Origin of the sequence: Chlorobium sp. N1 (genome assembly GCF_004332115.1) — a bacterium.
GTDB lineage: Bacteria > Bacteroidota > Chlorobiia > Chlorobiales > Chlorobiaceae > Chlorobium.
The window spans coordinates 1-25,154 of the sequence record NZ_SJPA01000013.1; the positions used below are offsets into that span (position 1 = coordinate 1).

The window sequence follows — 25,154 nt, forward strand, 5'->3', positions numbered from 1 at the left end:
CGGCAGCCACAGCGTCAGCCACTTCCGGAGGCAGCTCGGCTACCGGCTCAGCTTTGACTTCGGCCTGACTGCTCAAATACTCATCCCAAACCTGCTTCAACCGTGACGGATTCCCGCCACCGATCTTCTGACGAAGGGCAAACCCGGTAATATTGCGACCGGCGGCCTGCAGCTCCTGGCCGGCTTTGACGATCTCTTCCGTGGTGAACTCGACTGGACGCATGATGACGCTCTCCTGTTTTGATATTGCTTGCTGTTGACTCCAACAATATAATAACAAACAAACTAATAAACAAACAAAGTAATAAACTAACTGGTTCCCGACAAGGAAAAGCCCTGATCCACCATTAAAAATCAGTAGTGACTGGATGACCGAGACCCAGAGGGATCAGCAGGGGCAAAGGGAAGAGTGAAAAACGAAAGGCGAGATTGATGAGTACAGTGCTAACGTATTCGTTGCTAGAATTTTGCAGGCAGTGCCTGCAAAATTTGAACGCCAGCAGAATCGATGCGAAGGATGCAGAGAGAAACACCCCCACGCCTGTGGGGAAGACGCCCTGCGCAGACGACGGTGGATGCGTTCAAAGGAAACACCCCCACGCCTGTGGGGAAGACTTGGTAGACACGGGTTCCCACGGAGGGACGGCGGAAACACCCCCACGCCTGTGGGGAAGACTCTGCGGTCTTCAGCCCGTGCAGCCGCAATCTCGGAAACACCCCCACGCCTGTGGGGAAGACCAGGTCGGCGCCCGTCAGGTTGGCGCCCGTCAGGGAAACACCCCCACGCCTGTGGGGAAGACGGTGTACACCGGCAAACGGACTGCTGACCAAGCAGAAACACCCCCACGCCTGTGGGGAAGACCTTGGTTTAGAAGCTCCTTCCTGTCGACCTTTTCGGAAACACCCCCACGCCTGTGGGGAAGACTCATACCGGCTGACAGCCAGTACATCGCCTTCGGGAAACACCCCCACGCCTGTGGGGAAGACTTGCGTGACCTGTGCCTCGGCGTCCACTATCTGGAAACACCCCCACGCCTGTGGGGAAGACCGCCACTCAGCGCGATATTGACGGCTGCTGAGTGAAACACCCCCACGCCTGTGGGGAAGACTGTGATATAGAGCAGCTTCAGCATCGCATACAGAGAAACACCCCCACGCCTGTGGGGAAGACTGCCCGCTTCTCCGGCAGTGAACAGCGATTGGGGGAAACACCCCCACGCCTGTGGGGAAGACTTTTGGCGATGCTGCTACCGATCCTAAACACCAAGAAACACCCCCACGCCTGTGGGGAAGACGTCCTGCGGGTAGAGGTAGATGCCCTGCTCGCCGGAAACACCCCCACGCCTGTGGGGAAGACAGCCACCAAGCACAGACAGGATAAGTACTCCAGGAAACACCCCCACGCCTGTGGGGAAGACCTGCTCGATCTCGACCGTAATCCCGTCGTGCCGAGAAACACCCCCACGCCTGTGGGGAAGACTCCCGCATGATCCAGTCGGACCTAAGCCTCTCGGAAACACCCCCACGCCTGTGGGGAAGACCGTCGGTCGTGTCGCCGGCAAGTAGCGCGGCCCGGAAACACCCCCACGCCTGTGGGGAAGACGAGGCTTGTGTATCCGTCATCCAGCGTGTAGAGGGAAACACCCCCACGCCTGTGGGGAAGACCATCGCGAAAACAGATATGGAGTCGCCTGTCTGGGAAACACCCCCACGCCTGTGGGGAAGACTGCCTGCGCATGAAACGTCCTTTGTAGCCGATAGAAACACCCCCACGCCTGTGGGGAAGACGTTTCCAGTCGATCCGGAGGCGTAGGCGGTGAAGAAACACCCCCACGCCTGTGGGGAAGACCTCACACATAAGCTCACTCCGAAGCAGGAGATGGAAACACCCCCACGCCTGTGGGGAAGACACTGGATTTTACTGGCCTTTAGAGGGAGGGATGCATGTTTTTGAAAGAGAATCGGCTGATTTTTCAATCACCAGCTGCAATCCGGAAATATCAGTCAACGCCTTACGGGTATCGCCCATGCCATACATCTCATAGCCTGGTGTAATGCTGGTGCTGTTGAAGATAATGATCCCGCTTGCGGCTGGGCAATGCTTATAAAGGTAATCTATGACTTTTTTAGCAAGGGAGTCTTTGATGCCTGAAACGAAGATGTTGGCTCTGGGTTCGATGAACCATAGTTTCATACGTCCTCGAACAGCTGGGGGGAGATCATTGGCTATGACGACAAGCATGGTTATTTCCCGAGTATGGATTCAATGTCAGGGCCTATTTTGCCGAGAAGGTCGGCGGCGATGACGCGTTTCCGGAATTCTGTGGCGACCTTGTGCCGGTTGTATTCCCCTGCCATTGCTTCCGTCAGTGCGAAGGCGAGGTCAATACAAAGATTGTGTTTGTAGAGGTCTGCCAGGTCGTAAATGAATGGAAGTGGGCTGCCGGAATGGATAAACCCGATGTGAGGCGAATAGCCCATGCTGTGGACTGCAGAAGAGATGATGCTATAGAGGGCTGCATTGGCTGCTGTAAGGGTTCTGTTTGTAATGTCGCTCATCTCGAATTTACCGGGAGTGAAACGCCGTCCTTTCCACCCGACCTTATAGTGGATGGCCAACTCCTCATACTGCTTCCTGACTCGTAACCCTTCCATCCCCATCATCTGCTGGAGCGACTTTTTCTGAAGGTCTGCATCGGGAAAGCGGTAAGCGAACATCCGCCGTGCTACTGCAAGCGACTTTTCCGGGTCGGCTGCGAGTTTCATCTGGTGCTGCATGTTGCGGGTGTTGCTTGTCGGGGTCTGTCCGCTCGCAAAAAACAGCATACTGTCCGTCCCTACCCAGCAGATCCCGCAATTGGCTGCAGCCATAACCTTTACGGCTTCATGGGTGAGGGTTGTGCCCGGCCCCAGAAGCACGCAGTTCAGCATTGCAACGGGCAGGCGCACGACGTTACCGTCGCAGTCAATCCATTTGATGCTGCTGTCGTCAATCTCCATCCTGCCTTTTTCAAGATAGATGAAGGGATATTTGTCCTTGACCTGTGGGAGGGAATCCCTGGTTACCTTGATGAGCAGTCTTCCGGGGGTTCCCTCATCGTTCGGCTTGTCAGTGCTCATCATCGGAAGGGATGATTGTTACTCGTCTTTCCTGATAGGTTTTATGAGGGCCGAATTGTATCGGGACATCATTGAGGGCAATGGTTTCACCTTCATGCACTCCGTCCAGGACGCGGAATGCTTCACTGAGGGACTTTTCAGCAGCGATGTGCTTCGCTTGTTCCAGTGCTTCCTGTTCGGTTTCGAAGCAACCCCTGAATACAAGGTCTGTAGGTGCACAGCACTTTTTCCCCAGGTAGATGTCCCATCTGGGCATTTCCAGTGCATGGGTGAATTCCTCGGCCTTATGGCCGGGAATTTCCATGACTGCGGCGAACGTCGATCCCTGCAGGTAGTATCGATAGGTGATCTTCGTGCCGCCGCCGACGGCTTTGCCTCCATCACTCTTCCGCGGGATCATCATGGATTCCCATGGGTCGGATTCATCATAGCTGCTGCCGACCATCTGGAAATCCCTGAGGAGCGGGGCCCTCTCATCAGCCGCATTGGCGGAACTGTTCGATGGGACGTCTTTCCGAAAGGAAACGACAGTATGGCGGAGGGGGGCCATTTCAGCAAGCAGCTCCCGTTGTTCTCCGCCGGCACCAAGCGCGCAGCAGAGAAGACCGAGCAACCCGGATTTTGTGGGGAAGTCAAGCGTGTTCCTGCGCCCGAACCGGGAATCGGCCCCCCAGGATTGCAGGGGGGCTTCAAGCCATAACAGAATGAATGATGTACTCATGGCTGCGCTGGAGTAAAGTTCTTGAGTTCCTGGACGAGGTGGTCAATGGTGAAGGATGTGTCATCCCCGAAGGTGAATTCCCGTTCTTTGCCGAACAGGGAACCTGCCAGGATTTCCTTTTTCGCCAGGTAATCCGTGAGTTCCGTAATGCTGGGCTTCAGGTAGCCCCCATTATTGGCCTTGACGGCCGTTTCAAACGGGACTTGCAGGCGTTGGCCTTTACGGATATAGATCTTTGCGAATTCCCATGGCGATGCGCCTGACTGCGTGGTCTGCCTTGCGCTGGGTACGGCAACGAACAGTGCCTTTGTGAAAGCGGCCACCGCCTCTGCAATGCCATCGCTTCCGAGGCTCTCCCACAGCTGGCCGAGGTCAAGGCTGACATACCGGTAATAGGTGGCGGAATTGAATTCCAGGCTGCCCATATGTGCTGAGCTAGGTTCTTCAGCGAGGTCATCAAGAGCGGTGAAGAATTCGACCTCGTTGCTCACTTTATGGGTTGAGATGGCGTGCGAGAATGAAGCGGCGGCTTCAACATTGAGTTCTGCAGCCTGAGCGACCATCCTTCCGAACAGCGCGATGTCAAGGCCATCTACGGCGGGATTCAGGGCTTTTTTTGCGATTTTCTGCAGTTCCTTGTCATTGAGCTTTGCTGCATCGAAATCGTTCTCGGATGCATATTCGGCAAAAGCAGCCGCTTCATTGTCGCTGAAGAAGAACAGTGTGTCCTTGCTGAATGCTTCGGAGATCTTTGTGCCGCAGGCAGTGGCGGCTTTTTCATCGGCGTCGAGAGCAATGCACGCCTTGGCAAGATAATCCGCGATCCGTTTGCTCCGGATTCCAAGTTTGACGCCGAAATCCTGCATGGAAAGCCTCACCTGGCGTTTCCAGCACTGGGAGCTGACTCGTGCGCGGGTGTTTCCGCCAATCAAGGCGGTCTTTGGGGCGCCGACATCATCCCTGTTCAGGCAGGTAGCGGGGAATGACTGCAGGATATGGAACTCGATGCGGTAATGGCTGAATGGATTGTTGCTGTTCATTGGATGGGTTGGTTAGTTGTTGGAAACATTCTTGACGGGGGCAATCTGCAGCAGGCCGAACCCAAAGGCCCGTCCGCGTCCGATACCCTGCCTGAAACTGGTGATGAAAAGTTCTCGGTTCTCCACCTGGAGCAGTCCCGACAGCCGAGCCGATCCATGCGTTACGGAATGGCCTTTACTGGTGAATTGTTTTACCGGAAGCATCTGGACCTCCAGTGATGAGGGGGTGATGCTGAATCCCCAACTCTCTCTGCACTTGCCAAGAGCCCATGCCGTAACTTCATCGGATGTCTTGAAGGGGATTCTTTTCCCTGACGGGCGCTCCTTCTTGGTGGGGTTTACCGTGACCTCGAAGCGGTAGAGTGGATGGCTGAGGAACTCTTCAGGAACAGGTTTGGAGTGCAGGGTCCCATGCTCAGGAGTAAGGGGTTCCCTGTCCGAAAGGATGAGGATCGTCCTTCCTTTGGCATCACCGCCCCTGTCGGCGAAGAGGAAGCCGCTCGGCACGCTGGCATGTTTTTCCCCATCGGTACGCTGGTCCTGAAAAAGACCGTAGACTACCCGGTGAAGAGAATAGTCGTCCGTAATCCGCAGGGCTTTGATGTCGGATCGTGTAAGGGTGAGAACGCTGGCAATCATACGGAGGCCTCCTCTTTTTCCGCGGGGGAAGACTGCCGATAAAACTCTGATGCCCATTGGGTTTTTGACCTGTTGCTGTCGAAATTGAACCCCGTGAGTTGCCTGAGCAGTCGAGCATAATCGGGCATGGCTTCAGACTTTGACTCGATGAGGCTGAAGAGGGGACGAAGAATTCTGCAGGCTTCCTCCGTAGAATCACAGGCCAGGAGCCGGCGGAGCTTGGCTTTCGCCTGATCGCTATCGCTACGGTCATCGTAGCAGAGTGCAATTGCTTTGCCGATGCCCATGGATCCGTTTTTGTCCGGCTTTGCCCGGGCGATGGCCGCTGCGATGGTTGCGTAGGGAATCCGCTCGAAGGGGTTTTCCAGGTCTATCGAAAATGCGGCCAGGTATTCCCAGCTTTGGTATTCGGTTGCAGGATTGTCTGCACGGCGAAGGGCTGCCGCTGCGCCGTTGTCTTTCTTGCAGAGTTCAATCACATACTGCACGAACGATTCCTGCCGGGAGCGTTTCTTTTCGTGTTCACTGTCCATAGCCTTGGGGGTGGTTAATTGTTGAAGAGGTACTTCGAAAGGTTGGGTCTGCTGCTTGCCCAGGCGTCGATCTGCCTGGCCGTATCTTTAGGGCAGAAGGCGTCGAATGCCTGGAAGGCGAGGGACGCAATCGTTCTTCGGACTGAAGGGAGCCGCTCGGTGTCCTCGCAAGCATCGACGAGCTCCTGCACATGGCGTTCGGCAAGTTGCCAGAACAGTGTAGAGGACTTTTTCGCAAGATTGATGGCAAGCGGTGAGTCTTTTTTGTTCTTTGATTTTGGCTCTAGCTTCTTGATGTATTTTTTTGTAGATATGGAGACGAATGTTGAGATGTCTTCGAGTTGTTTCATCTCTATCTTGAACCGATCATACCAATTAGCATCAAGCTCCGAGGAGTCAAACCGGAACAGCGACTCGACGAAATCATCATCCTGCTTGACCGACTGACCCCCTATTTGATAGCGAACACGAAGTCCGCCGGACCAGATGCCGATCTGCGGATGCCGTCTTTTTGCCCGATCGAGCCCGTAACGGAGAAATAGACAGATACCACCCGCTGGCGAGGCATCGCCAAGAAATGCCAGCATTGCCGGCAATTCTCTCCACGGACGCTGGTTCGGGTCAACCCATGCCACCTTCGGGGTTTTGTCTTGAGCCTTGAAAAGCATGCTCGGCTCAAGCCACCCGTCCTTGTGGCTCGGATACTGCAGCCCCTCCACATAAAAGACCCCATCGCCATCGAGGATGACGAACCTCGACAGGGAGACAAGCGTCGCCATGTAGGAGGCCTTGAGCGATAGGGCAACAGCGCACCCTTCCCCTTCAGGCATACGCTCCCATGGAGGGGTACCAATACCGGATTTCCAGTAAGGGTTTTCCTGGACCTGTTCGCTTGAAAGCAGGTTCAGCATGATGGTATCAATCAGGAATGGTCCAGTGAGGAATGAATGCAAGTATCCTACGTGATTTCCGATGCTCGGTCCTGATTTTGCAGAGGCGCCCTTGCCAGAGTATTCCGGGGTAAGAGGCCGTAGGTTCTTTTCGAAGTGCTTACCAGCAAAAGCAAAATTCATCAAGGTGAGAATAAAAAGTGCCCGTTCTGCATCACCGGAAATCTCACTGGCTTGATGCTGGGTCAAAATGCTGTCGTTATCGGCCTGTACATCAGGATAAAAGCCTGCGCCGATCGCCTTTGGAAGGGCATTCTCCTTGGCTTTCTTTATTGCCGCCTTTTTCGTTGCCGAATGGAGCTCGCTTTCCAGCCGATCCTCGATCAGTACCTTGATTCGGGGCATCTGCAGAAAGGGGCGTTCCCCGTAGAGCCAGAATCGGTCATGCCATTTGTCGAGGTAGGTGAGGCAAGAGGAGCGGAATGCAATAGCATCGAGCGCGTTCAGTGCCGCAGTGTCAGTTGGGGTACATGCTGCCTGTCCGATGGCAAGCAGCAGTTTGGTAAGGGCGATTTTCTGGATCGGGTTGCCGCCGAGAGCTGGATTATCGGGTTCGCTGAAAACCTGTCGAAGGCTTAGAAGGCCTTTGCTGACAACCGGAATCCAGGGCTCATCGACAAGGTTGAACCGCTGTTGGCCGGAAACCGTATGTACTGTGTTCATGGCTTTTAAATGGATTTGATGGATTGGTACCCCAACCGCGGGTGATAGCTCAATGTGTGTGTAGGTGAAGCCGGGCCTCCATTCAGTGATTTCAGCATGCCGTCATCGCCGACAATCGCAACCCTCAGAATGCTTTCATCATGGAATTTGTCGCCGAGATAGAAATACGGCTGAAGCCAGGAAAGGTTTTTTATGTCGATCTCGGCAGGAGCTGCGTATTCAGTGACCCGTAAGGTCTGGGCGGCAAGGATGGCCGCAAGTTCCCGCTGCCTCTTTTTGCCGGCGGCAGGGATATGAGAGGGCAGAACGATTGATTGGCCGTCCAGGAGCGTTGCCGTGCTTCCGGCTTCCCGGTCAATGTGCAATGACTTGATCAAGAGCAGGCTGACCGCCGGGAGTTCGCTGTGGCGGGTGCTTGCCCGTTCTTCCGGCATGGCAGCAATGCCCATTGCAACACCCTGCAGCGCAAAGCGCTCAAGCCGTTCCCTGCTCTGCCTGAGGTCGGCTTTGTGCCGGAGCATTTCGGGGCTTTCAACCTTTTCCTCATAGGTGGCTTCCAGTAAGCTCCGGATATCTCCGGGCAGAGAGAGGGAGTTGATGGCTGCCCATGTCTGCAGTGTGCGAAGCAACACGTAAGGGCTGTATACCTTTGCCGTCATGCCGAATGCCTTCAGCGGATCCTTTTCAGCGGAACCATATGCGGCACTCAGGATCCATGCTTCGCATACTGCTTCTGCAGGGCGCTGGTGAAAGTTGTGCCGCCATAGGCGTCCTATGCGCTGCAGGAGCATGTCCGTCGGGCAGATGCGGGTTACGAGGAAATCGGCATCAATGTCGAGTGACTGCTCAAGGACCTGTGTGCCGATGAGGATCCTGCCCCTTTCTTTCCTGTTTGCGCTTCCGTCAGCTCCGTAGAGTGATACCCAATATTCTTCAAGGGCATCCCGGTCGGACTGGATGAAGCGCGAGTGCAGAAGGCCGCATGCAATGTCAGTGCCGCCGGTTCTTGCAGAAAGGATTGCATAGGTCTTCTGGGCATCGGCGACGGTGTTTTCAATCCAGAGGACCTGCTGACCCTGTTCGCTGCGTGCAAGCGCCTCTTCAAAAGCCTCATCAATATCTTCGAGCGAACGAACAGTGACGGTATTGCCCGCCAGGTGTTCGGGAGCGCTCTCCCTTGGCACCGTATCAGAGGATGGCAGGGCCGTGATTAAGGGGTAGGGTGAAAGACCTTTTGCCGGAATAGGTAGTGTCCCCATCAGCCGGTGCCTGCGTTCGTCCGTCAGCGTTGCGCTCAAGATGATGACGGTGCAGTGCAGCTGCTTTAATTCATTGACGAGCCGGTCAAGGATGGTTCCTGTATAGGCATCATATGAGTGGACCTCATCAAGAATGACAACCTTTCCTGCAAGGCCGAATGTGCGGACAAAGCCGTGTTTCACATTCATGGCGGCCATCAGTGCCTGGTCAACGGTGCCGACAGCAAATGGCGCAAGTATTCCTCTTTTTGCCGCGTTGAACCAGGATCGGCCCGGAAGGCCCTCCTCTCCAAGCTCAAACTCTTTCAGCCATGCATTGCCATGGAGAAGCAGGGGGGAGCGGTGCAGGGAGTCGGATGCAAGAATTTTCTGCAGGAATTGGCCTACCCGGGAATGGATGCGGTTTGAGGTGAGCTGGGTTGGGAGGGCGAAATAGATGCCTGTAGCCTTTCCGGCAGCAAGAACGGAATAGGCGGCATAGAGTGCCGCTTCGGTTTTGCCGATTCCCATGGGAGCTTCCAGGACATAAACTCCTGGTTCGGAAGCCTGTTCAATCAGCATTTGTTGAGCGCTTCGTGCTTCAAACCCGAAAATATCCCTGAATGAAAGCTCCTTGATGAGGGTTGGCTGAACAAAGCCGGCAGCATCAACCGCTTCGGGAATGATGCTTTTCCATGGTGTCCCGGGGTCGTCAAAGAGAGAGCCTGAGCCGATCCAGTCCGCTACGCATGTCAATCCGGCAATCACACGCGCCTGAAGCTGATTTGTGATGTCCGGGAAGTCCTCATGCATGCATGTCTTGATCGCATTCAACAGCAGGCGGCGCTGTTCCTTCCATTGCTGCCCTCCAAACTGTTCGGCATTGCCCGATCGGGCGCCGAGGTTAGGCGGGTAGCCATGATGAGATCCGGCAATTCGGGGAATCAGCCCGCCCGTACCCATCTCTTCAAGTTCAATTTGACTGATTCCTGCATGACCTCCCCAATTGCGTTCAATGCTCGCGTCTATTGATGCAATCTGTGCGGGGATTGCTTCATCATCATTGGCGATAGCCTGATGAATTTTCTTTTGAAAGGTCGGGCTGACCTTTCCAATGTCATGAACTGCCGCTATAAGGTCCGTGCCATCGGGAAAGAGGCTCTCTTGCAGGAACTTGGGGCATCTGTCAATCAAAGTCCGGGCAACAGCTCCTACAATACAGCAATGGTCAAGCACTGTCCGGCCGGCAATAGGGGTATACCCCTTCAAATGCCTTGACTTTGCCAGGCATGATTCGAATGGCAGTGCATTTGAATTCTCGGACGGAGACTTATTGGGCTTTGGGTAACGCAATATTGTTTCACTTAAATAATTCAACAGGCCCTGATCGCTGCTTCAGAGTAGTTTATAAGAAATTACAGAAATATGTAATGCTTTGCACAAAAATGAAACACAGAAAGGTAGGGGGTGTGGGCGGACAATACCTGTCCGATGCGAAATAAATGTGGGGTGGTTCTACTGGTAGGATTTGATGTTCTGGTTACAATTTAAGGACATAAAAGGAGTGCGGCCCGTTCTCGTCCCACGCTAAAAAATGTCTGTTAAATCAATCTTTTATAGTAGTTTACCTGTATAGCTCTTATTTTTATCCCAAAGAAGATACTTCAGGTGGGAGTAGGTGGGCGGGGGTGCTCTGTAATATCCAATGGTTTACGCAAGAATATCGAAATAGTGCAGTCTATCGAATGGCCTGATAGGATCGGGAGCGATTCAGGCGAAGGCGAGGGGATGCGGGGAAAGGTGCTGCAGAAGCTGATTGTGAGTATTGTGTTGGAGGACGATGCGCAGCTGGAGGAGATTAATGGGGAGATCGACAAACAGGCGCTGGCGGCTGGGGGGAAACTGACTCCGTAGCGTTCACCAAGAAAAATGCGTTTCGAGGGGATAAATTTAGCTTTTTGCTTGTTCGGTCTGCGTGATTACTCGATATTATTTTGATAAGTCTTACGCGGCGGGCAGGCAGGGGCCACCCTGACCGGGTACAACGACCCCAAGTTAATGGTTGAGATGGCAGACCGGGGGTTAATTGGTGGGGAGAAATAATAAATTCAATATAATTATGAAACGAATCCTTGTGTTGATTTTTGCGTTTTTATCATTGAGCTTTATTGACGCCAATGCAGAGCATTTGGTTTCTCCAGGTGGAGGTAAATATGTATTGGTTTGCAACTCAAAAGATCAGTTGGAATATTTTGTGCGTGAGTGTGCCGGTAAAGGTAGCAGGGTATATCAGGATGATTGTGTCTCATGTATATCCGGGATGGTTGAGAGTGGGACGCCTTGCTCTGTAGTGGGGGGCGGTTTTGGTGAGAAAAAAGTAAGGGTCCTTGGAGGCATTCGTAAGGGCTTAATTGGGTGGGTTCCTATGGAAATGGTGAGCCCGTGAAAGAGTACAGAAATATAGCTTATTGCCCCGGATCGTCTCCGGGGATTTTTTTGTCCCTACCCCTTCCCGCCCGTTTAGGACTTGCCATCCGAAAGAGGCGACCCATTCACGGGGCGGGGTAGCGGTCTGGTCACTCTTATCAGTTAAGTGAAAATTTTTAGGAGGCGAGATGTCAAAATCATTGCGGATGGCAGAGCTAAAGAAACGGCTTGAAATATTGGAGCGTGAAATCAGATCCATTCCGGGCGGGGGCGATATTTGGCTTGATCAACAACCAGGCTCAGCAAAGCACATGTACTTTGATGGAGGGGCTGGGAAAATGTATGTCAAGCCCAGAGGCATTAATGAATATGAAATAGCCTTATCAACAAATCCTCTTGTTGATGAAATGGGCTCTTTCATGATCGAACAGTGTGGGAAACAACCCGATAAATACAACCATCCGGGAAGAAGAGAGCCTTGCTGGTGGGTCACAGACTTTGAAATCGTAAGAAGAGCAGTATATCGTTATGCCCATAAAAGCTATCAATTACCGGATGAAGTATCGTTGGCCCCTGTTCAAAATGGTGAAAAAGCACTGATGGCATGGGTAGAAGAGAACGAACAGAGAGCGGCCGCATTACCTCTGGATTTACTGCAGAAGCGAGCAGAACAAGCGCCGGCCATTGCTCGGAAGGTGGATGTGCTTTCAGCTACATACATAAGAAATCCCGAAGTCGCTAATTATGCAAAGCGACGAGCTAACGGCATCTGTGATTTATGTGGTACGGCCGCACCATTCTCGAAGCCTACCGGCGAACCCTACTTGGAATCACATCATGTGAAGTGGATATCAAATGGAGGCGAAGACAGCATCAATAATGTCGTTGCTCTCTGTCCTAATTGCCACAGGAAAATGCATGTGCTCAATAGAGACGAGGATATTGAAAAACTAGAACAACAGATTCTGCAATATGGGCGATAAGTGTCGAAGGCGCAGAATTCAGTGTACGCTCTGTCATGATCAGCTTGAGCTCAGCTGAATATTAAGTGTGGGGTGTCCCTTTGGTAAGCTGTGCCGGTGCTGTTGTGTTTTCAGCAAATCGAAGGAATCCTCGTGGTATTTGATTTCTCCATGACAATGTCGGCATGAACGAGTATGCCACTTCGCGGCCTCTTTGGCTTTGCATTCTTTATGAGCAGTCGGTGGATTATCCCATGCGCGGTGTATTTCCATTGAGCCGCCACAAATATCACATGATGACGAGTACCACGCACACTCTTTATGGTATTCAGGAATATTATCCCAATCCTCGTGCACTTGTATATCGCCACCACAATGGCGACATGAAACTGTCGTCCACTTCGACATTTCTGTTCACCCCTCAAGATTCTTTATAAAAAAATCACACTAATCAAAAATAGCCTTATATCTAAAATCACTAGCACTGCAAGGCTTCATAATACAATGTCCCGGGAATTGCTAGGTTGGCCTCCATGGTTAACCCGCTTAGTTGAGCGACCTGCAATGAGAAGAGACGCAGCATAAATCGTAGAGAAGGAAATGAACGCGATAATAGACCAGGGCTTTGCAAAAGCAACGATCGTCCGCGAACAAAACAGGCGTATGATTTCCCAAACGATAATGGCAAACCAGAGTATGATGGTGTAATCGCTCAAAGCAATGGCGAGCCTACTTACAGAGAAACGTCGGCCACGCAGCCAAAAGTTCTTGTGACTGGAACCCTCTTCTGGCTGGGAAAACAGCTCTCCTGTTACAGACGGTTCTATTCGTTCGACCTTGATTTCCCAAGATTCTTGCCAGAACTTGCCACCGCGATTACCAAGTGACCATGCGACAGAACAGACAAAACCAAAGCCCGCAATTATGATTGATATGTCTGAGCTATACCTTCTGAGTGCAGAATAGGCAACAAACGCTGAGGCAATGAAACCCCAGAAAAACAAAGACCTACTCCAAAAAAGCTGAATTTCAAGTTTCCGAGTTTCGACTGCAGTTTCATAGGCCTTCATAAGCATTTCGAATTTACGGTCGTCAATCAGTTGAGCCTGTGGATCACCATAACCACTTCCATCGTCAGTTAACCTGTCAAGTTCCTGCGAAATCGGAGTCCCAATCATATTAATGGCGTCATTTAATTGGTGCTAAACATTTTTCTATACTGGTTCTGCTTATCCATAAAAAGCAGACAACTACTACCTTGTAAAGTAATATATTGCATTCATTTCTCGGCATTTCTGCGCAGAAATAATCGCACGAAATAGATCAGTATAACCGGAAGAATCAGTTCGCAGTATTCAATTAGATTTCTATTTTAATGCTGATAATGTATTTTATCATATCTAAATGACCTCTCAGAGAAACCGGCTAACCCGGCCACCATGCAACCAGAAGCGATGCCATGACCAACACCCTACCAGCCCTTGAGCGCCGGATGCTCTCCGCCCCGGAATTCCATGCCCTCACGGCCATGCCTCCGGAACTCGAATGGTTCGCCAATATCCGCAGCGAGAAAACCCGCCGTGCATACCGCAACGATTTACGAGAGTTCACCCGCTTCCTCGGCATCGTGCAGCCTGAAGAACTACGCATGGTCACCCGCGCACACCTGCTAGCCTGGCGAACCAATCTCGAAGAACGCACGCTGGCTCCTGCGACCATCAGGCGCAAGCTTGCCTCTATATCCTCCCTCTTCGACTACCTCTGTGAACAAAATGCCGTCCTGCACAACCCGGTGCTCGGCGTCAAACGGCCTGCAGCCAATAACAATGAAGGCACGACACCGGCCCTTGGTGACAGCCAAGCCAGAATGCTTCTCGATGCACCGCCGACGAATACCCTTAAAGGCAAAAGGGACAGAGCCATTCTCGCTACCCTGCTCTACCATGGGTTGCGCAGGGAAGAACTTTGTCGCCTGCAAGTGAGGGATTTGCAACAACGCAGCGGCGTAACGCACCTGCATGTACAAGGCAAGAGGGAAAAAACAAGGTACCTGCCATTGCACCCGATGGCCCAGCGACTCATCGAAGAATATCTTATTGCAGCGGGGCACCGGTACGACCAGAAAAGCCCGCTCTTCCGTCCCGTGAAAAACAACACCAGCGGCACCCTGCTAAAACATCTCGATCCCCAGGCAGTCTATAGCTGCATCATTCAAAAATACGGACGGGAAACCGGCATCAGTGCCATGGTCCACGGCTTCTGTGTGCACTCGCTCCGAGCGACCGCAGCAACCAATGCCCTTGAAAACGGAGCCGATATAAGTAAGGTCCAAGAATGGCTCGGCCATGCCAACGTCTCCACAACAAGACTCTACGACCGACGCAAAAGCCGGCCAGAAGAAAGCCCTACCTTCCGAGTGAAATACTGAGAACCACGAGAAACAATAGAGCCCCATAGCCATACGAGAATCAGCTCGAAAAACTCATTAAAACCGGCAACTTTTGGCCCGTAAACTTGCAATGAATCAAGTAAAACAGAAAGGCCTCTCAGTCATCTCATGAGTGTTTTTTGCTCACGATCCAGCATAAATCCACCCTCTCTTCTCAACGCAAAAAAACGCTCCTGTATCCATCTGAATCAACATTGACTAGCCGTCATTCACATCGTCGGCTCTCTTCATTCCCCTGTCTGGCTGATCCCCCAAAAACCGCCCGGCCAAACCAACATCATCCGTCAGCATCGTCTGGTTCATGTACCGGAGAAAGGCCTGAAATCGCTCATGACCTTCCGCATTCGCCTCGGCTCGTAAATCCTCCGGAATCCGAGGCGTGTGCGCAAACCAGTACTGGAGAAACGTGTAAAACGCCTCAGCCTGCAGGCGATTTAAATCCTTTATCTCTCCTAATGTCTTGGAGAGATACGCCTCTCTTTTGCCGTAAGGATCCTCGAACTTTCGATGGATATAATCCGAAACAGCCGCCTCAACGACCTCCGTTTTCGTCATGTTGTTCATGGCAGCAAAGGTGGTCAAAGCATCCATGGTTGGCTTAAAAATGCGCATGTTCAGCATCGCATCACGACGCCGTTTTGGATGAGATCCCGTCTGCTTTCGCATCTCCGCAATCATGTCCGGAGTCAGCTCCTGATTCGCGCTTTCCTGCTTTTTCTTACTCGATCCCATAGATTCCTCTTTTACAGTACAACAAGGCTAATAACTGCGTAAGCCGTTATAAAATTATGCTTTATGAGCCATACTTGGTGCAAATGTTACCATTCCCGACAATTGGCTACACAGCCAAACACCTTAATATAAGCTATTTCGAAGAAATGGCTTTATGCTCTTTATCTTGCGCTACTCTTATCCTCCGTATTCCAACTGCTCTCACCTCATTTCAACGTAGCGCAGGGTTGCCGCTTTGCGGCACGTTAAGAGGCAATTTCGGTCGCCTACAAGCATTGGATTTCTGACAAATCGTAACGCCTAGCCTGATCGTCACAGAAAACTCTTTTCAAGCTTTTTCAGCTGCTCGGCATGCTTTCCCGGGTTCTCATGTTTCAGTTTCCGGATGTTCTGCAACTTCCACCGTGTGGCAGGCATTTGTTCGAGCTTCTCGACCGGAAAAAGTGACCATTGAGGTTCACCAAACTTGAAGCTCAAAAGAAAGTTTTTCTCGTGTTCGGCAAGCTGCTCATGCAGCACCCTTATCAAACGATGTCGGGTACTATCGTAATCGCTGTAACCGAATGCCTGCTCCGTCATACCGAAAAACTGTTGGGCAAAAAGCTCTTCCTGATCGATGAAATGTGGCTGCAAAAGCTCGTTCATTGGCCGGGGATGGCAGAGCAACATGCAAAGAAATCCCGTTCGGATCTCATCGGAAATCCCTTCCATTTCGAACAGTTGATACACATCAAAAAGGTCTCTTGGATGCTGCCGATCGAGGGCCGCACAAAGTTTTCCACCATACAGTTCTTCCCGTGATAAGACTCTCATCGAAGCAAACTTCTCGAAGGTATCCACCACGATTTCCTGCACGTCCATGACTCGAACCGGGAAAAGATGCCCCCGGATAATCGTATTGACTTCAATCTTTATCTGCGTCTCTTCGTCTGTACAAATGACTTTGGATTCCTGCTGGTTTCTTTGCCGTTGCGGCGTGGCCTTGATGCCGATTTTCTCGATGCTCTTGCAGATTTCTTGCAGTGCCGATGCAATTGATTCCAGGGCAACGGCTCGATCATCAAGCGGCAAATAAACAAGGTCAATATCCACGGACAGCCGTGGCATGTTTTGCTCAAACAGGTTAATCGCCGTACCACCCTTGAGCGCAAAAACCGGAGCCTGCGCCACATGCGGAAGAACCCTGAGCAACAAGTCCACCTGTTTTTTATACAACGGATTGATCATAAGGATACCAGTTCGTTGGGAAGTACAAGCTCATAGTCCGGAACCAGGACACCACCGTTTTCAATGACCCTTTTGCCCTTGCCAAGATCGATGCGGGAACGATCAAGCCGGTTGAACCAGAGATGTCCCGCTTTTTCTGAAAGATAGAGGAAAAGCCGCTTCACCCGGATCGAACGGCATTGTTCAAGAAGCTCTTGAACAACCTTAGGCCGAAGCGTTGTCAGCATTTCCATGAGCTGGTAACACTCGACAAGATCGAAGGCCTTTGGAGCCAGATAGAGACATTCCAGCATGGCCCGTTCAGGTGAAGACACGAGGATGGAAAACAGCGGTAACGAAACCTTGCTTAATGCTTGCTGTGGTGCAAGGAAGGAGGTTTTTTCATGGATGACCGGGCGATGCCAGTCATACTTCCTGAACCAGGCCGGTACTGTGGTGTTTCGTGGTGAAAACAGAAAAACCGGCTCCTTATCGGAACGTGCGTAATGCGCATATCCCTGCAGGGAAAGGGCGGTTCTGGCACCAGCATGGACCGGCAGTTTTCCTTGCTGTTGCAGAGTATAAAGCGCTCCTTCCCAACCTATCTGTTCGCCAGGTCGCTTACTGGCACCTACACCTACAGGCTCAAGCCACCCGGCTTTCCGGTAATATTGCTGGAGATCATGAGAGATTCCCAAACCATCCATCCATGATGCCAGCTCAACCGTACTTGGAATGTGTCGGGTCAGGAGGAGGTTTAATTTTGATGCAGTGTTAGTAGTCATACTACCAATGTTGCGTTTTTTTTATTCGGATGCAACAGAAGTGCTTCGGACTGAATGGCGTGAGATACCAGTTAGATTTTACGTATCCAGAACAAAAAAGGGTTTTTGCGAGAAATCAACAGCTAAACCCGTCCTGTAAAGCCCAAAAAAGCACGAGAAACGCCATCAGATGAATTATAACCCAGAAAACGGGTAGGGAGTCGAATTTTGGGAGATTTCGCCTTAAAACAATCTTATTGGCTGTTTTCTGGGTTTAGGTGTGGATGAGTCTGTTTCTAACTGACCTAATCCCGATGAATGAATGACTCAATCCAAGCCCTAGATCTGCGCTTCTTGGATTTGTCTGGCTGGATAAGGTGAGTGGAATAGCTGGTTAACGGGGCCTCCGGTTTCGAAGTGGCGGAGGCCTTTGTGCTAAGATCATCACTTTCTCCGCAAGTTGCTTGGCTGGTGCGGGCAGTGTTTTTGCTTCCTGAGCGATCCTGTGGTTTTGTAGGCGAGAGGGCTGGTTAACCGGACCTGCGAAGTTGTCCACAATCCGATGGCTATCAACTACAGGTTTATCTATAGGTAAAGAACTATAGGATTGTCCTACAAAGTGCCCGTGGATTTTGCCCTAAATTCCCTACAAAGTGCCCGTGAATCCCCCTACAAAGTGCCCGTGGATAACTACAGAAATCCACAAGCATTTGTTGATAACATTGTGCACGTTAGCACCCTATGAAAGTAAGTGCGAACGACTGCGAATTGGTGGTTGGCTGTGTTGTAGAGTCATGCCTTTACCATCGATCTGGAATCGAGCATCGGGGTATTGAGAATGAACCATACTCAGGGTAGTACGGAACACTCGCTTGAAATTGTCCATGCGGTCGTAATGGTATCCAAACTGATCTTTGAGCGCCACCCAGGTGATAAACTGCGGCTGTTCTTTTTTGACTCGGTGTAGCCGCTGGGCAAGCCAGGCATACACATCAAGACACATCGCTGAGTGTGACAACGCGGCGACAGCTCGCTCATCGAGCGGGACAGCATGTTTAACCAGACTTTGGAAATAATCCTCACTGAGCTGGACTGTAGAAGGCCATAAAACGCGCTGGTGCTCGTTTTTCTGAAACCAGAGATCAAATGCCTTGACGATCTGTGTATTGACCTGTACGGCTCGATTCTCAAGCACGAACCCGAGCCTGATGGTTGCCACGGACAGCCGCGAAAGATGATCCTTGATAGCCCGAATATCACGCCCATTGCCATCGAGGCCAAGCCGCTTTACGAAAGCCGTTAAGGAGGACTCTACCTCGATCACCGGCGAACCTGTTTTTAATGCCTGGCTATTGAGATGAGTCAGGATCAATCGTGGTTTTGGGCCAAATGGCAAGCCCACAGCCACGAAATCCTGGGTCTTCGGGTTAATGATCTCTCCCGCATTGATCAGAAGTGACGCGTTGCCTTGCTTTCGTTCCCATCGCCGCAATTCATCGCCAGGATTCCGATAAGGGAGCCCTGTCTGGCAAAAAACAGTGTGCTGGTAAGTAATTCCTTCCGGCTCACTCATCCTGATATCATGGCTGGAATTGATCAGCCTTGTTTTGATCAAGGAGAGGTCATCCGGCGGCTCAAAATCTTTCGTGTGTCCGGGTTCTTTGTTCATCATGACCGCCTGGCAATTTGTCTGCATTGTGTAAAAGGACACATTTCCGATTCCTCCGAGGCCCACTTCCAGCTTCAATGTAAAAGAAAAACCTGCAGCAGCTGTAGGGTGCCAGCTTTAAACCATTTCGATGTTGATTTGATATTAAAATAATGCTATTATAGACCTAATTCAAAATCTAAGTGGTACCGTAAATGATTATTCTGATCGGAAGTCAAAAAGGCGGTTGTGGCAAATCAACACTCGCTGTCAATGTTGCCAGCTTACTGGTTCTTGAGGCCAATGCTGATGTGTTGCTCGTTGATGCAGACCCTCAAGGATCGATGGCCCGCTGGGTACAGGACCGGCAGACTCGTGCGGAGCTCAAAAACATTCCCTGTGTGCAGATCTCTGGCGACATCAGGCAAAATCTGAAAGACCTTGCTAGCCGGTACGAATATCTTGTTGTCGATGTAGCGGGACGAGACTCTAGCGAACTGCGCTCAGGCTTGGCTATTGCGGATGTGCTTCTCAGTCCGCTTCGGCCCTCCCAATATGATCTTGATACCCTGCCTCATCTGGCTGAAGTGTATTCATTGGCCAGAGACTTCAATCAAAACATCAAGGCACATCTCGTGTTGAACCTTTGCCCGACCAATCCGGTGATAAAAGAGGCGGAGGAAGCCAAAGCGTATCTCCAGGAATTCCCTGAATTCCAGTTGGCCGAGACGTTGATTTATGACAGAAAGGCCTATCGAGATTCGATTGCCGAAGGTCGAAGTGTGTTGGAATGGAAAGATGAAAAAGCTGCGGAATCAATTCGTTTACTTCTCAAGGAGGTCTTACATCATGCCTAAACCACGTCCCCGGGCCGAAGAGCCGATAAAGCCAACACTAGATGAGTTTATCCTGCAGCCGGAAGTTTCTGTCCAGGCTCCACTGAATCCTAACGCTCCTCGCAAGTTCAAAACGATCTCCTTGCCCTTGAACGAGTATGAGGCCCAGTTACTCTCTGCGGTGTGTACAAAAACAGGGCGAAGTGAGAAAAACTTTTTTCGATATGCCTTGATGAAATACGCTAAGCAAGTAACTGATGAGTACCCGATCTGATTCTAATAGGGCATTGTTCTGGTGCTTTATTGGTATCAATATAGTTTTAAAACAGCACTGACTCATGTAGGCCAGCCTTAAGAGTGGCCCGAGAGCGGCGGTTCCGTTCTAGCGGAACTCATTTGTATGTAAGAGCCCGCCGCTCTCGGGAAAAATGCTTCAGCTCTTTTTGGCGGCTTGGGTTCGAGAAGTACCGAAGGTGCGCATGAGTTCCGACGATTGTGCCTGCAGGATATTGACCTCGCCACGTAACATTGCCGACTCCTCACGAGCAGTATCTCGCTCGGCCCGCATTTGCTCGACCTGCTGACTGTAACGGTTCCGTTCGTCCTCGATGATCGCCAACCGCTCCTTCACCTGGGCGAGTTCAACCGCTTGTGCCTGATTGTTTGCTTTAACTTCGGCAAGCTGATGATCCAGATCGGCGGCCTGCTCCCTCGACTCATCCAGTCTGGCCTCAAGTTCTTCGACCATTTGGGCCGCATCGACAAGCTCACGCTCAGCCTGTTCCCGCTGCTCTCCCATACTCCTGATCACATCCGTTACCCGTCGCTCTGCCGCCTTTACCGCTTTATCGTTCACCTCGACAGCAAGCTCCATCAACCGATCGGCAAGACTCTTGCTCGCGGCAGCCACAGCGTCAGCCACTTCCGGAGGCAGCTCGGCTACCGGCTCAGCTTTGACTTCGGCCTGACTGCTCAAATACTCATCCCAAACCTGCTTCAACCGTGACGGATTCCCGCCACCGATCTTCTGACGAAGGGCAAACCCGGTAATATTGCGACCGGCGGCCTGCAGCTCCTGGCCGGCTTTGACGATCTCTTCCGTGGTGAACTCGACTGGACGCATGATGACGCTCTCCTGTTTTGATATTGCTTGCTGTTGACTCCAACAATATAATAACAAACAAACTAATAAACAAACAAAGTAATAAACTAACTGGTTCCCGACAAGGAAAAGCCCTGATCCACCATTAAAAATCAGTAGTGACTGGATGACCGAGACCCAGAGGGATCAGCAGGGGCAAAGGGAAGAGTGAAAAACGAAAGGCGAGATTGATGAGTACAGTGCTAACGTATTCGTTGCTAGAATTTTGCAGGCAGTGCCTGCAAAATTTGAACGCCAGCAGAATCGATGCGAAGGATGCAGAGAGAAACACCCCCACGCCTGTGGGGAAGACGCACCTGGAGACCGTAGCTGGCCGCCCTTCCAGGAAACACCCCCACGCCTGTGGGGAAGACGCGTCGACACGGTCAGTCTTTTCGCCTTCTGTGGAAACACCCCCACGCCTGTGGGGAAGACTTGTAAGCCGCTGGTCGGCGGTCGCGGGCTGAAGGAAACACCCCCACGCCTGTGGGGAAGACCGAATACCCGCTCAGCATGTGTTTTGCGGATGGGAAACACCCCCACGCCTGTGGGGAAGACTCGGCAGACAGCGTGTGCGAACTGAGCGCAGCGGAAACACCCCCACGCCTGTGGGGAAGACACCTCCGCCTCCTCCGCTTCCGCCAGTGACGATAGAAACACCCCCACGCCTGTGGGGAAGACCCAGTAACATTTATCGTTGGGGCTTCTACATCTAGAAACACCCCCACGCCTGTGGGGAAGACCAAGCAGACCTGACAAAGCTGCGGAACCCGAAGGAAACACCCCCACGCCTGTGGGGAAGACCCTACGCTTGCACCTGCAAGCCCATACCTAGCTGGAAACACCCCCACGCCTGTGGGGAAGACCGCTCTGCCGTCTTCTGCGCCGTATCCGCGATAAGAAACACCCCCACGCCTGTGGGGAAGACTAAAGGAGCAATAGCTAAACCACGTCCCCGGGCCGAAGAGCCGATCAAGCCCACACTAGATGAGTTTATCCTGCGGCCTGAAGTTTCTGTCCAGGCTCCACTGAATCCTAACGCTCCTCGCAAGTTCAAAACGATCTCCTTGCCCTTGAACGAGTATGAGGCCCAGTTACTCTCTGCGGTGTGTACAAAAACAGGGCGAAGTGAGAAAAACTTTTTTCGATATGCCTTGATGAAATACGCTAAGCAAGTAACTGATGAGTACCCGATCTGATTCTAATAGGGCATTGTTCTGGTGCTTTATTGGTATCAATATAGTTTTAAAACAGCACTGACTCATGTAGGCCAGCCTTAAGAGTGGCCCGAGAGCGGCGGTTCCGTTCTAGCGGAACTCATTTGTATGTAAGAGCCCGCCGCTCTCGGGAAAAATGCTTCAGCTCTTTTTGGCGGCTTTGGTTCGAGATCCCTCTTCATCTGGGTTCCGAGAAGTATCGAAGGTGCGCATGAGTTCCGACGATTGTGCATGCAGGACATTGACCTCGCCACGTAACATTGCCGACTCATCACGAGCCTTATCTCGCCTGGTCCGTATTTGCTCGACGAAAGAAAAAAGGGTAGGGGGTAGTCGAAGGACGCACGCATGAGCGACAACCCGGGAAACGAAACCATTACATGGGCAAAATGGTTATGCTCTTATTCGCGTAACTGCTTTATTTACATATTGCTTTCCTGTTCAATATGTCGTAAAATGACAGGATGAAAAGCCGCCAAACAACACTACTCTCCCAAGTTCGCTCGCGCATTGATCGCAAGCGCAATGCTGTCGTGCTGCGTCAGGACTTTCGGGATCTCGGCAAGTACGATCAGGTTGGCCGCTGCTTGCTTCGTCTCGTCAAAGAGGGGCGGCTTATCAAAATAGGTCAAGGGATTTATGTCCGCGCTGCTGTATCGCCGCTTGATGAACAGCCAGCCCTTCCCAAAAGCCTCAATAGTCTGGCCGTTGAGGCGATGCAAAAAATGGGCATCCCCACAGGTCCTACGGCAACGGAACGCGATTACAACGAGGGCAAAAGCACGCAAGTTCCAACGGGACGCACTATCGGCGTCCGCAAGCGTGTTCGTCGCCACATTGGATACAACGGGTACACGATGAAGTTTGAGCATGTCACGTAATCAACTGCTGCCAAAAAAATCAGCCATTGAGCGTGCTGCCGGCCTACTCGTCACGACTGATGAAGCCTTCATTGAAAAAGATTGGCATGTCGTTCGAGCGCTTCGATTGCTGAATGGCCTGCAAAGTCCAGGATTGCAGCTGGCTTTTGGTGGGGGGACATCATTGGCCAAAGCAGGTCTGATCAAGCGGTTTTCCGAGGATGTGGATTTCAAAGCCACAATACAACCGGCAGGGCGCACACAGTATCGAGCAACGCGTAAAACAATAATTGAGACTCTGCTCGATGAAGGATTTTCGCTTCTCGCGGAACCAATGGTGCGCGATGAGAGTAGATTTTTTTCGTTGGAACTTGATTATGGGGCAACATTCTCGACCATCCGTCGCTTACGAAAACACATCCGGGTAGAGGTTCGCTTTGTCCCGCCCAAAATACCCGTTGTGTTTCAACCGGTTCAATCTCTTCTGGGGCTCACTGAACAACAGCCCGCCGAAATCGGCTCAATGCCGTATGTCCATCCGGTCGAAATAGCTGCCGATAAACTCAGTGCGCTATCATGGAGGCTGCTTGATGACGATGAAAGCCAGGATAAAACCCTCATACGGCATGTTCATGACATGGCGGCACTGGAACCCATGATTACTTCGAACGGGGCATTTCAAAACCTTGTTCGACAAGCCATGACGGATGATTTGAAACGCAGTCATATCCCGGTCGAGCAACGGCTTCATGGCGTCATGACTACGCTCAACACTGCTGTGTGGAAACAAGCCTATCAAGCGTTCGTGCAGGATATGTCTTTCGCTCGTGACGACGAAATCATTGCCTACGAAACTGCTCTGAATGCCTGTGAGCGATTGATTCATCTTTGCTGATTCCGGCAGTCCCCGCCTCCCATTTCTCAAGTGCCGCAGGGACCAATGGTCATTTATGCGTAAGGGCTGCCCACTCTGCAGGTAAATGCTTCAGCTCTTTTTGGCGGCTTGGGTTCGAGATGTACCGAAGGTGCGCATGAGTTCCGACGACTGTGCCTGCAGGATATTGACCTCGCCACGTAACATTGCCGACTCCTCACGCGCAGTATCTCGCTCGGCCCGCATTTGCTCAACCTGCTGACTGTAACGGTTCCGTTCGTCCTCGATGATCGCCAACCGCTCCTTAACCTGGGCGAGTTCAACCGCTTGCGCCTGATTGTTTGCTTTAACTTCGGCAAGCTGATGATCCAGATCGGCGGCCTGCTCGCTCGACTCATCCAGTCTGGCCTCAAGTTCTTCGACCATTTGGGCCGCATCGACAAGCTCACGCTCAGCCTGTTCCCGCTGCTCTCCCATACTCCTGATCACATCCGTTACCCGTCGCTCTGCCGCCTTTACCGCTTTATCGTTCACCTCGACAGCAAGCTCCATCAACCGATCGGCAAGACTCTTGCTCACGGCAGCCACAGCGTCAGCCACTTCCGGAGGCAGCTCGGCTACCGGCTCAGCTTTGACTTCGGCCTGACTGCTCAAATACTCATCCCAAACCTGCTTCAACCGTGACGGATTCCCGCCACCGATCTTCTGACGAAGGGCAAACCCGGTAATATTGCGACCGGCGGCCTGCAGCTCCTGGCCGGCTTTGACGATCTCTTCCGTGGTGAACTCGACTGGACGCATGATGACGCTCTCCTGTTTTGATATTGCTTGCTGTTGACTCCAACAATATAATAACAAACAAACTAATAAACAAACAAAGTAATAAACTAACTGGTTCCCGACAAGGAAAAGCCCTGATCCACCATTAAAAATCAGTAGTGACTGGATGACCGAGACCCAGAGGGATCAGCAGGGGCAAAGGGAAGAGTGAAAAACGAAAGGCGAGATTGATGAGTACAGTGCTAACGTATTCGTTGCTAGAATTTTGCAGGCAGTGCCTGCAAAATTTGAACGCCAGCAGAATCGATGCGAAGGATGCAGAGAGAAACACCCCCACGCCTGTGGGGAAGACGC

General features: G+C 51.7%; 24 protein-coding genes and 2 CRISPR repeat arrays. Of the genes, 7 read left to right on the forward strand and 17 right to left on the reverse strand.

Features of this window, described 5'->3' with window-relative positions; translation table 11 throughout:
* From E0L29_RS10695 to cas3, 9 genes are all read right to left on the reverse strand, one after another.
* A partial coding sequence (locus E0L29_RS10695; RefSeq protein WP_207387787.1) for a DNA-binding protein occupies positions 1-223 on the reverse strand: 223 nt, incomplete at its 3' end.
* Between the two features lie 303 nt (positions 224-526).
* Positions 527-1,910: direct repeats of the CRISPR family, unit length 28 nt; unit sequence GAAACACCCCCACGCCTGTGGGGAAGAC.
* An 8-nt stretch (positions 1,911-1,918) separates the two neighbouring features.
* Positions 1,919-2,242: a type I-E CRISPR-associated endoribonuclease Cas2e gene (cas2e, locus tag E0L29_RS10700; RefSeq protein ID WP_131358851.1), complete on the reverse strand. Its 324-nt coding sequence runs from the start codon at positions 2,240-2,242 to the stop codon at positions 1,919-1,921.
* Positions 2,243-2,244: 2 nt separating this feature from the next.
* Positions 2,245-3,120, reverse strand: a complete 876-nt coding sequence (gene cas1e / locus E0L29_RS10705; protein WP_131358907.1) for a type I-E CRISPR-associated endonuclease Cas1e — start codon at positions 3,118-3,120, stop codon at positions 2,245-2,247.
* Positions 3,110-3,841 carry a type I-E CRISPR-associated protein Cas5/CasD gene (gene cas5e, locus E0L29_RS10710; RefSeq protein ID WP_131358854.1) on the reverse strand — a complete coding sequence of 244 codons (732 nt, stop codon included), beginning with the start codon at positions 3,839-3,841 and terminating at the stop codon, positions 3,110-3,112. Before cas5e ends, cas1e begins: the two co-directional genes overlap by 11 nt.
* Positions 3,838-4,881, reverse strand: coding sequence for a type I-E CRISPR-associated protein Cas7/Cse4/CasC (cas7e, locus tag E0L29_RS10715; protein WP_131358857.1), 1,044 nt, complete (start codon positions 4,879-4,881; stop codon positions 3,838-3,840). Before cas7e ends, cas5e begins: the two co-directional genes overlap by 4 nt.
* A gap of 12 nt (positions 4,882-4,893) precedes the next feature.
* Positions 4,894-5,520, reverse strand: coding sequence for a type I-E CRISPR-associated protein Cas6/Cse3/CasE (gene cas6e / locus E0L29_RS10720; protein ID WP_131358861.1), 627 nt, complete (start codon positions 5,518-5,520; stop codon positions 4,894-4,896).
* Positions 5,517-6,053, reverse strand: a complete 537-nt coding sequence (gene casB / locus E0L29_RS10725) for a type I-E CRISPR-associated protein Cse2/CasB (RefSeq protein ID WP_131358864.1) — start codon at positions 6,051-6,053, stop codon at positions 5,517-5,519. Before casB ends, cas6e begins: the two co-directional genes overlap by 4 nt.
* A gap of 14 nt (positions 6,054-6,067) precedes the next feature.
* Positions 6,068-7,666, reverse strand: coding sequence for a type I-E CRISPR-associated protein Cse1/CasA (casA, locus tag E0L29_RS10730; protein WP_131358867.1), 1,599 nt, complete (start codon positions 7,664-7,666; stop codon positions 6,068-6,070).
* A 5-nt stretch (positions 7,667-7,671) separates the two neighbouring features.
* Entirely contained in the window at positions 7,672-10,281 is a 2,610-nt protein-coding gene (gene cas3, locus E0L29_RS10735; protein ID WP_242664377.1) for a CRISPR-associated helicase Cas3', read from the reverse strand.
* A gap of 354 nt (positions 10,282-10,635) precedes the next feature.
* Here cas3 and E0L29_RS10740 point away from each other — a divergent pair, with 354 nt between their 5' ends.
* From E0L29_RS10740 to E0L29_RS10750, 3 genes are all read left to right on the forward strand, one after another.
* Positions 10,636-10,818: a hypothetical protein gene (locus E0L29_RS10740; protein WP_131358870.1), complete on the forward strand. Its 183-nt coding sequence runs from the start codon at positions 10,636-10,638 to the stop codon at positions 10,816-10,818.
* A 205-nt stretch (positions 10,819-11,023) separates the two neighbouring features.
* The gene (locus E0L29_RS10745) at positions 11,024-11,350 is read left to right on the forward strand and encodes a hypothetical protein (RefSeq protein ID WP_131358873.1); all 327 of its coding nucleotides are present in this window, start codon (positions 11,024-11,026) and stop codon (positions 11,348-11,350) included.
* Between the two features lie 187 nt (positions 11,351-11,537).
* Entirely contained in the window at positions 11,538-12,314 is a 777-nt protein-coding gene (locus E0L29_RS10750) for an HNH endonuclease (protein ID WP_131358912.1), read from the forward strand.
* Positions 12,315-12,787: 473 nt separating this feature from the next.
* On the opposite strand, the gene E0L29_RS10755 is transcribed toward E0L29_RS10750, so the two are convergent.
* Positions 12,788-13,471: a hypothetical protein gene (locus E0L29_RS10755; RefSeq protein WP_207387788.1), complete on the reverse strand. Its 684-nt coding sequence runs from the start codon at positions 13,469-13,471 to the stop codon at positions 12,788-12,790.
* Between the two features lie 281 nt (positions 13,472-13,752).
* Here E0L29_RS10755 and E0L29_RS10760 point away from each other — a divergent pair, with 281 nt between their 5' ends.
* Entirely contained in the window at positions 13,753-14,721 is a 969-nt protein-coding gene (locus E0L29_RS10760; RefSeq protein WP_131358876.1) for a tyrosine-type recombinase/integrase, read from the forward strand.
* A 219-nt stretch (positions 14,722-14,940) separates the two neighbouring features.
* Here the strand turns inward: E0L29_RS10760 and E0L29_RS10765 are convergent, their stop codons facing one another.
* From E0L29_RS10765 to E0L29_RS10780, 4 genes are all read right to left on the reverse strand, one after another.
* Positions 14,941-15,474, reverse strand: coding sequence for a hypothetical protein (locus E0L29_RS10765; protein WP_131358879.1), 534 nt, complete (start codon positions 15,472-15,474; stop codon positions 14,941-14,943).
* 312 nt (positions 15,475-15,786) lie between these two features.
* Complete coding sequence (locus tag E0L29_RS10770; protein ID WP_131358882.1) at positions 15,787-16,701, reverse strand: nucleotidyl transferase AbiEii/AbiGii toxin family protein; 915 nt, start codon at positions 16,699-16,701, stop codon at positions 15,787-15,789.
* Complete coding sequence (locus E0L29_RS10775; RefSeq protein ID WP_131358885.1) at positions 16,698-17,465, reverse strand: type IV toxin-antitoxin system AbiEi family antitoxin; 768 nt, start codon at positions 17,463-17,465, stop codon at positions 16,698-16,700. Before E0L29_RS10775 ends, E0L29_RS10770 begins: the two co-directional genes overlap by 4 nt.
* Before the next feature lie 718 nt (positions 17,466-18,183).
* Entirely contained in the window at positions 18,184-19,116 is a 933-nt protein-coding gene (locus E0L29_RS10780; RefSeq protein ID WP_165498894.1) for a replication protein RepA, read from the reverse strand.
* A 191-nt stretch (positions 19,117-19,307) separates the two neighbouring features.
* On the opposite strand from E0L29_RS10780, the gene E0L29_RS10785 reads away from it, so the two are divergent.
* Complete coding sequence (locus E0L29_RS10785; RefSeq protein WP_131358892.1) at positions 19,308-19,949, forward strand: AAA family ATPase; 642 nt, start codon at positions 19,308-19,310, stop codon at positions 19,947-19,949.
* A gap of 412 nt (positions 19,950-20,361) precedes the next feature.
* Here the strand turns inward: E0L29_RS10785 and E0L29_RS10790 are convergent, their stop codons facing one another.
* Positions 20,362-21,051 (reverse strand): DNA-binding protein, encoded by a 690-nt coding sequence (locus E0L29_RS10790; protein ID WP_131358895.1) that lies wholly within the window; start codon positions 21,049-21,051, stop codon positions 20,362-20,364.
* Between the two features lie 303 nt (positions 21,052-21,354).
* Positions 21,355-21,997: a CRISPR direct-repeat array (repeat unit 28 nt; unit sequence GAAACACCCCCACGCCTGTGGGGAAGAC).
* 753 nt (positions 21,998-22,750) lie between these two features.
* Here E0L29_RS10790 and E0L29_RS10795 point away from each other — a divergent pair.
* Both E0L29_RS10795 and E0L29_RS10800 read left to right on the forward strand, forming a co-directional pair.
* Positions 22,751-23,167 (forward strand): DUF6088 family protein, encoded by a 417-nt coding sequence (locus E0L29_RS10795; protein WP_131358898.1) that lies wholly within the window; start codon positions 22,751-22,753, stop codon positions 23,165-23,167.
* Positions 23,157-24,041, forward strand: a complete 885-nt coding sequence (locus tag E0L29_RS10800) for a nucleotidyl transferase AbiEii/AbiGii toxin family protein (RefSeq protein ID WP_131358901.1) — start codon at positions 23,157-23,159, stop codon at positions 24,039-24,041. Before E0L29_RS10795 ends, E0L29_RS10800 begins: the two co-directional genes overlap by 11 nt.
* 90 nt (positions 24,042-24,131) lie before the next feature.
* Here E0L29_RS10800 and E0L29_RS10805 read toward each other — a convergent pair whose 3' ends face one another.
* Positions 24,132-24,821: a DNA-binding protein gene (locus E0L29_RS10805; RefSeq protein WP_131358904.1), complete on the reverse strand. Its 690-nt coding sequence runs from the start codon at positions 24,819-24,821 to the stop codon at positions 24,132-24,134.
* Between the two features lie 124 nt (positions 24,822-24,945).
* Positions 24,946-25,154 (reverse strand): hypothetical protein (locus E0L29_RS11600; protein WP_207387789.1); only part of this gene is annotated, 209 nt, incomplete at its 5' end.

What these genes read in the sequence shown, in the direction of transcription:
- E0L29_RS10785 (WP_131358892.1), top strand. Translation starts at nt 19,308, where the DNA reads ATGATTATTCTGATCGGAAGTCAAAAAGGCGGTTGTGGCAAATCAACA.
- E0L29_RS10800 (WP_131358901.1), top strand. Translation starts at nt 23,157, where the DNA reads ATGTCACGTAATCAACTGCTGCCAAAAAAATCAGCCATTGAGCGTGCT.
- cas7e (WP_131358857.1), bottom strand. Translation starts at nt 4,881, where the DNA reads ATGAACAGCAACAATCCATTCAGCCATTACCGCATCGAGTTCCATATC.
- E0L29_RS10770 (WP_131358882.1), bottom strand. Translation starts at nt 16,701, where the DNA reads ATGATCAATCCGTTGTATAAAAAACAGGTGGACTTGTTGCTCAGGGTT.
- cas5e (WP_131358854.1), bottom strand. Translation starts at nt 3,841, where the DNA reads ATGAGTACATCATTCATTCTGTTATGGCTTGAAGCCCCCCTGCAATCC.
- E0L29_RS10790 (WP_131358895.1), bottom strand. Translation starts at nt 21,051, where the DNA reads ATGCGTCCAGTCGAGTTCACCACGGAAGAGATCGTCAAAGCCGGCCAG.
- E0L29_RS10745 (WP_131358873.1), top strand. Translation starts at nt 11,024, where the DNA reads ATGAAACGAATCCTTGTGTTGATTTTTGCGTTTTTATCATTGAGCTTT.
- E0L29_RS10755 (WP_207387788.1), bottom strand. Translation starts at nt 13,471, where the DNA reads ATGATTGGGACTCCGATTTCGCAGGAACTTGACAGGTTAACTGACGAT.
- E0L29_RS10805 (WP_131358904.1), bottom strand. Translation starts at nt 24,821, where the DNA reads ATGCGTCCAGTCGAGTTCACCACGGAAGAGATCGTCAAAGCCGGCCAG.
- cas2e (WP_131358851.1), bottom strand. Translation starts at nt 2,242, where the DNA reads ATGCTTGTCGTCATAGCCAATGATCTCCCCCCAGCTGTTCGAGGACGT.
- cas6e (WP_131358861.1), bottom strand. Translation starts at nt 5,520, where the DNA reads ATGATTGCCAGCGTTCTCACCCTTACACGATCCGACATCAAAGCCCTG.
- E0L29_RS10775 (WP_131358885.1), bottom strand. Translation starts at nt 17,465, where the DNA reads ATGACTACTAACACTGCATCAAAATTAAACCTCCTCCTGACCCGACAC.
- casB (WP_131358864.1), bottom strand. Translation starts at nt 6,053, where the DNA reads ATGGACAGTGAACACGAAAAGAAACGCTCCCGGCAGGAATCGTTCGTG.
- E0L29_RS10760 (WP_131358876.1), top strand. Translation starts at nt 13,753, where the DNA reads ATGACCAACACCCTACCAGCCCTTGAGCGCCGGATGCTCTCCGCCCCG.
- E0L29_RS10795 (WP_131358898.1), top strand. Translation starts at nt 22,751, where the DNA reads ATGAAAAGCCGCCAAACAACACTACTCTCCCAAGTTCGCTCGCGCATT.
- casA (WP_131358867.1), bottom strand. Translation starts at nt 7,666, where the DNA reads ATGAACACAGTACATACGGTTTCCGGCCAACAGCGGTTCAACCTTGTC.
- E0L29_RS10780 (WP_165498894.1), bottom strand. Translation starts at nt 19,116, where the DNA reads ATGATGAACAAAGAACCCGGACACACGAAAGATTTTGAGCCGCCGGAT.
- E0L29_RS10750 (WP_131358912.1), top strand. Translation starts at nt 11,538, where the DNA reads ATGGCAGAGCTAAAGAAACGGCTTGAAATATTGGAGCGTGAAATCAGA.
- cas1e (WP_131358907.1), bottom strand. Translation starts at nt 3,120, where the DNA reads ATGAGCACTGACAAGCCGAACGATGAGGGAACCCCCGGAAGACTGCTC.
- E0L29_RS10765 (WP_131358879.1), bottom strand. Translation starts at nt 15,474, where the DNA reads ATGGGATCGAGTAAGAAAAAGCAGGAAAGCGCGAATCAGGAGCTGACT.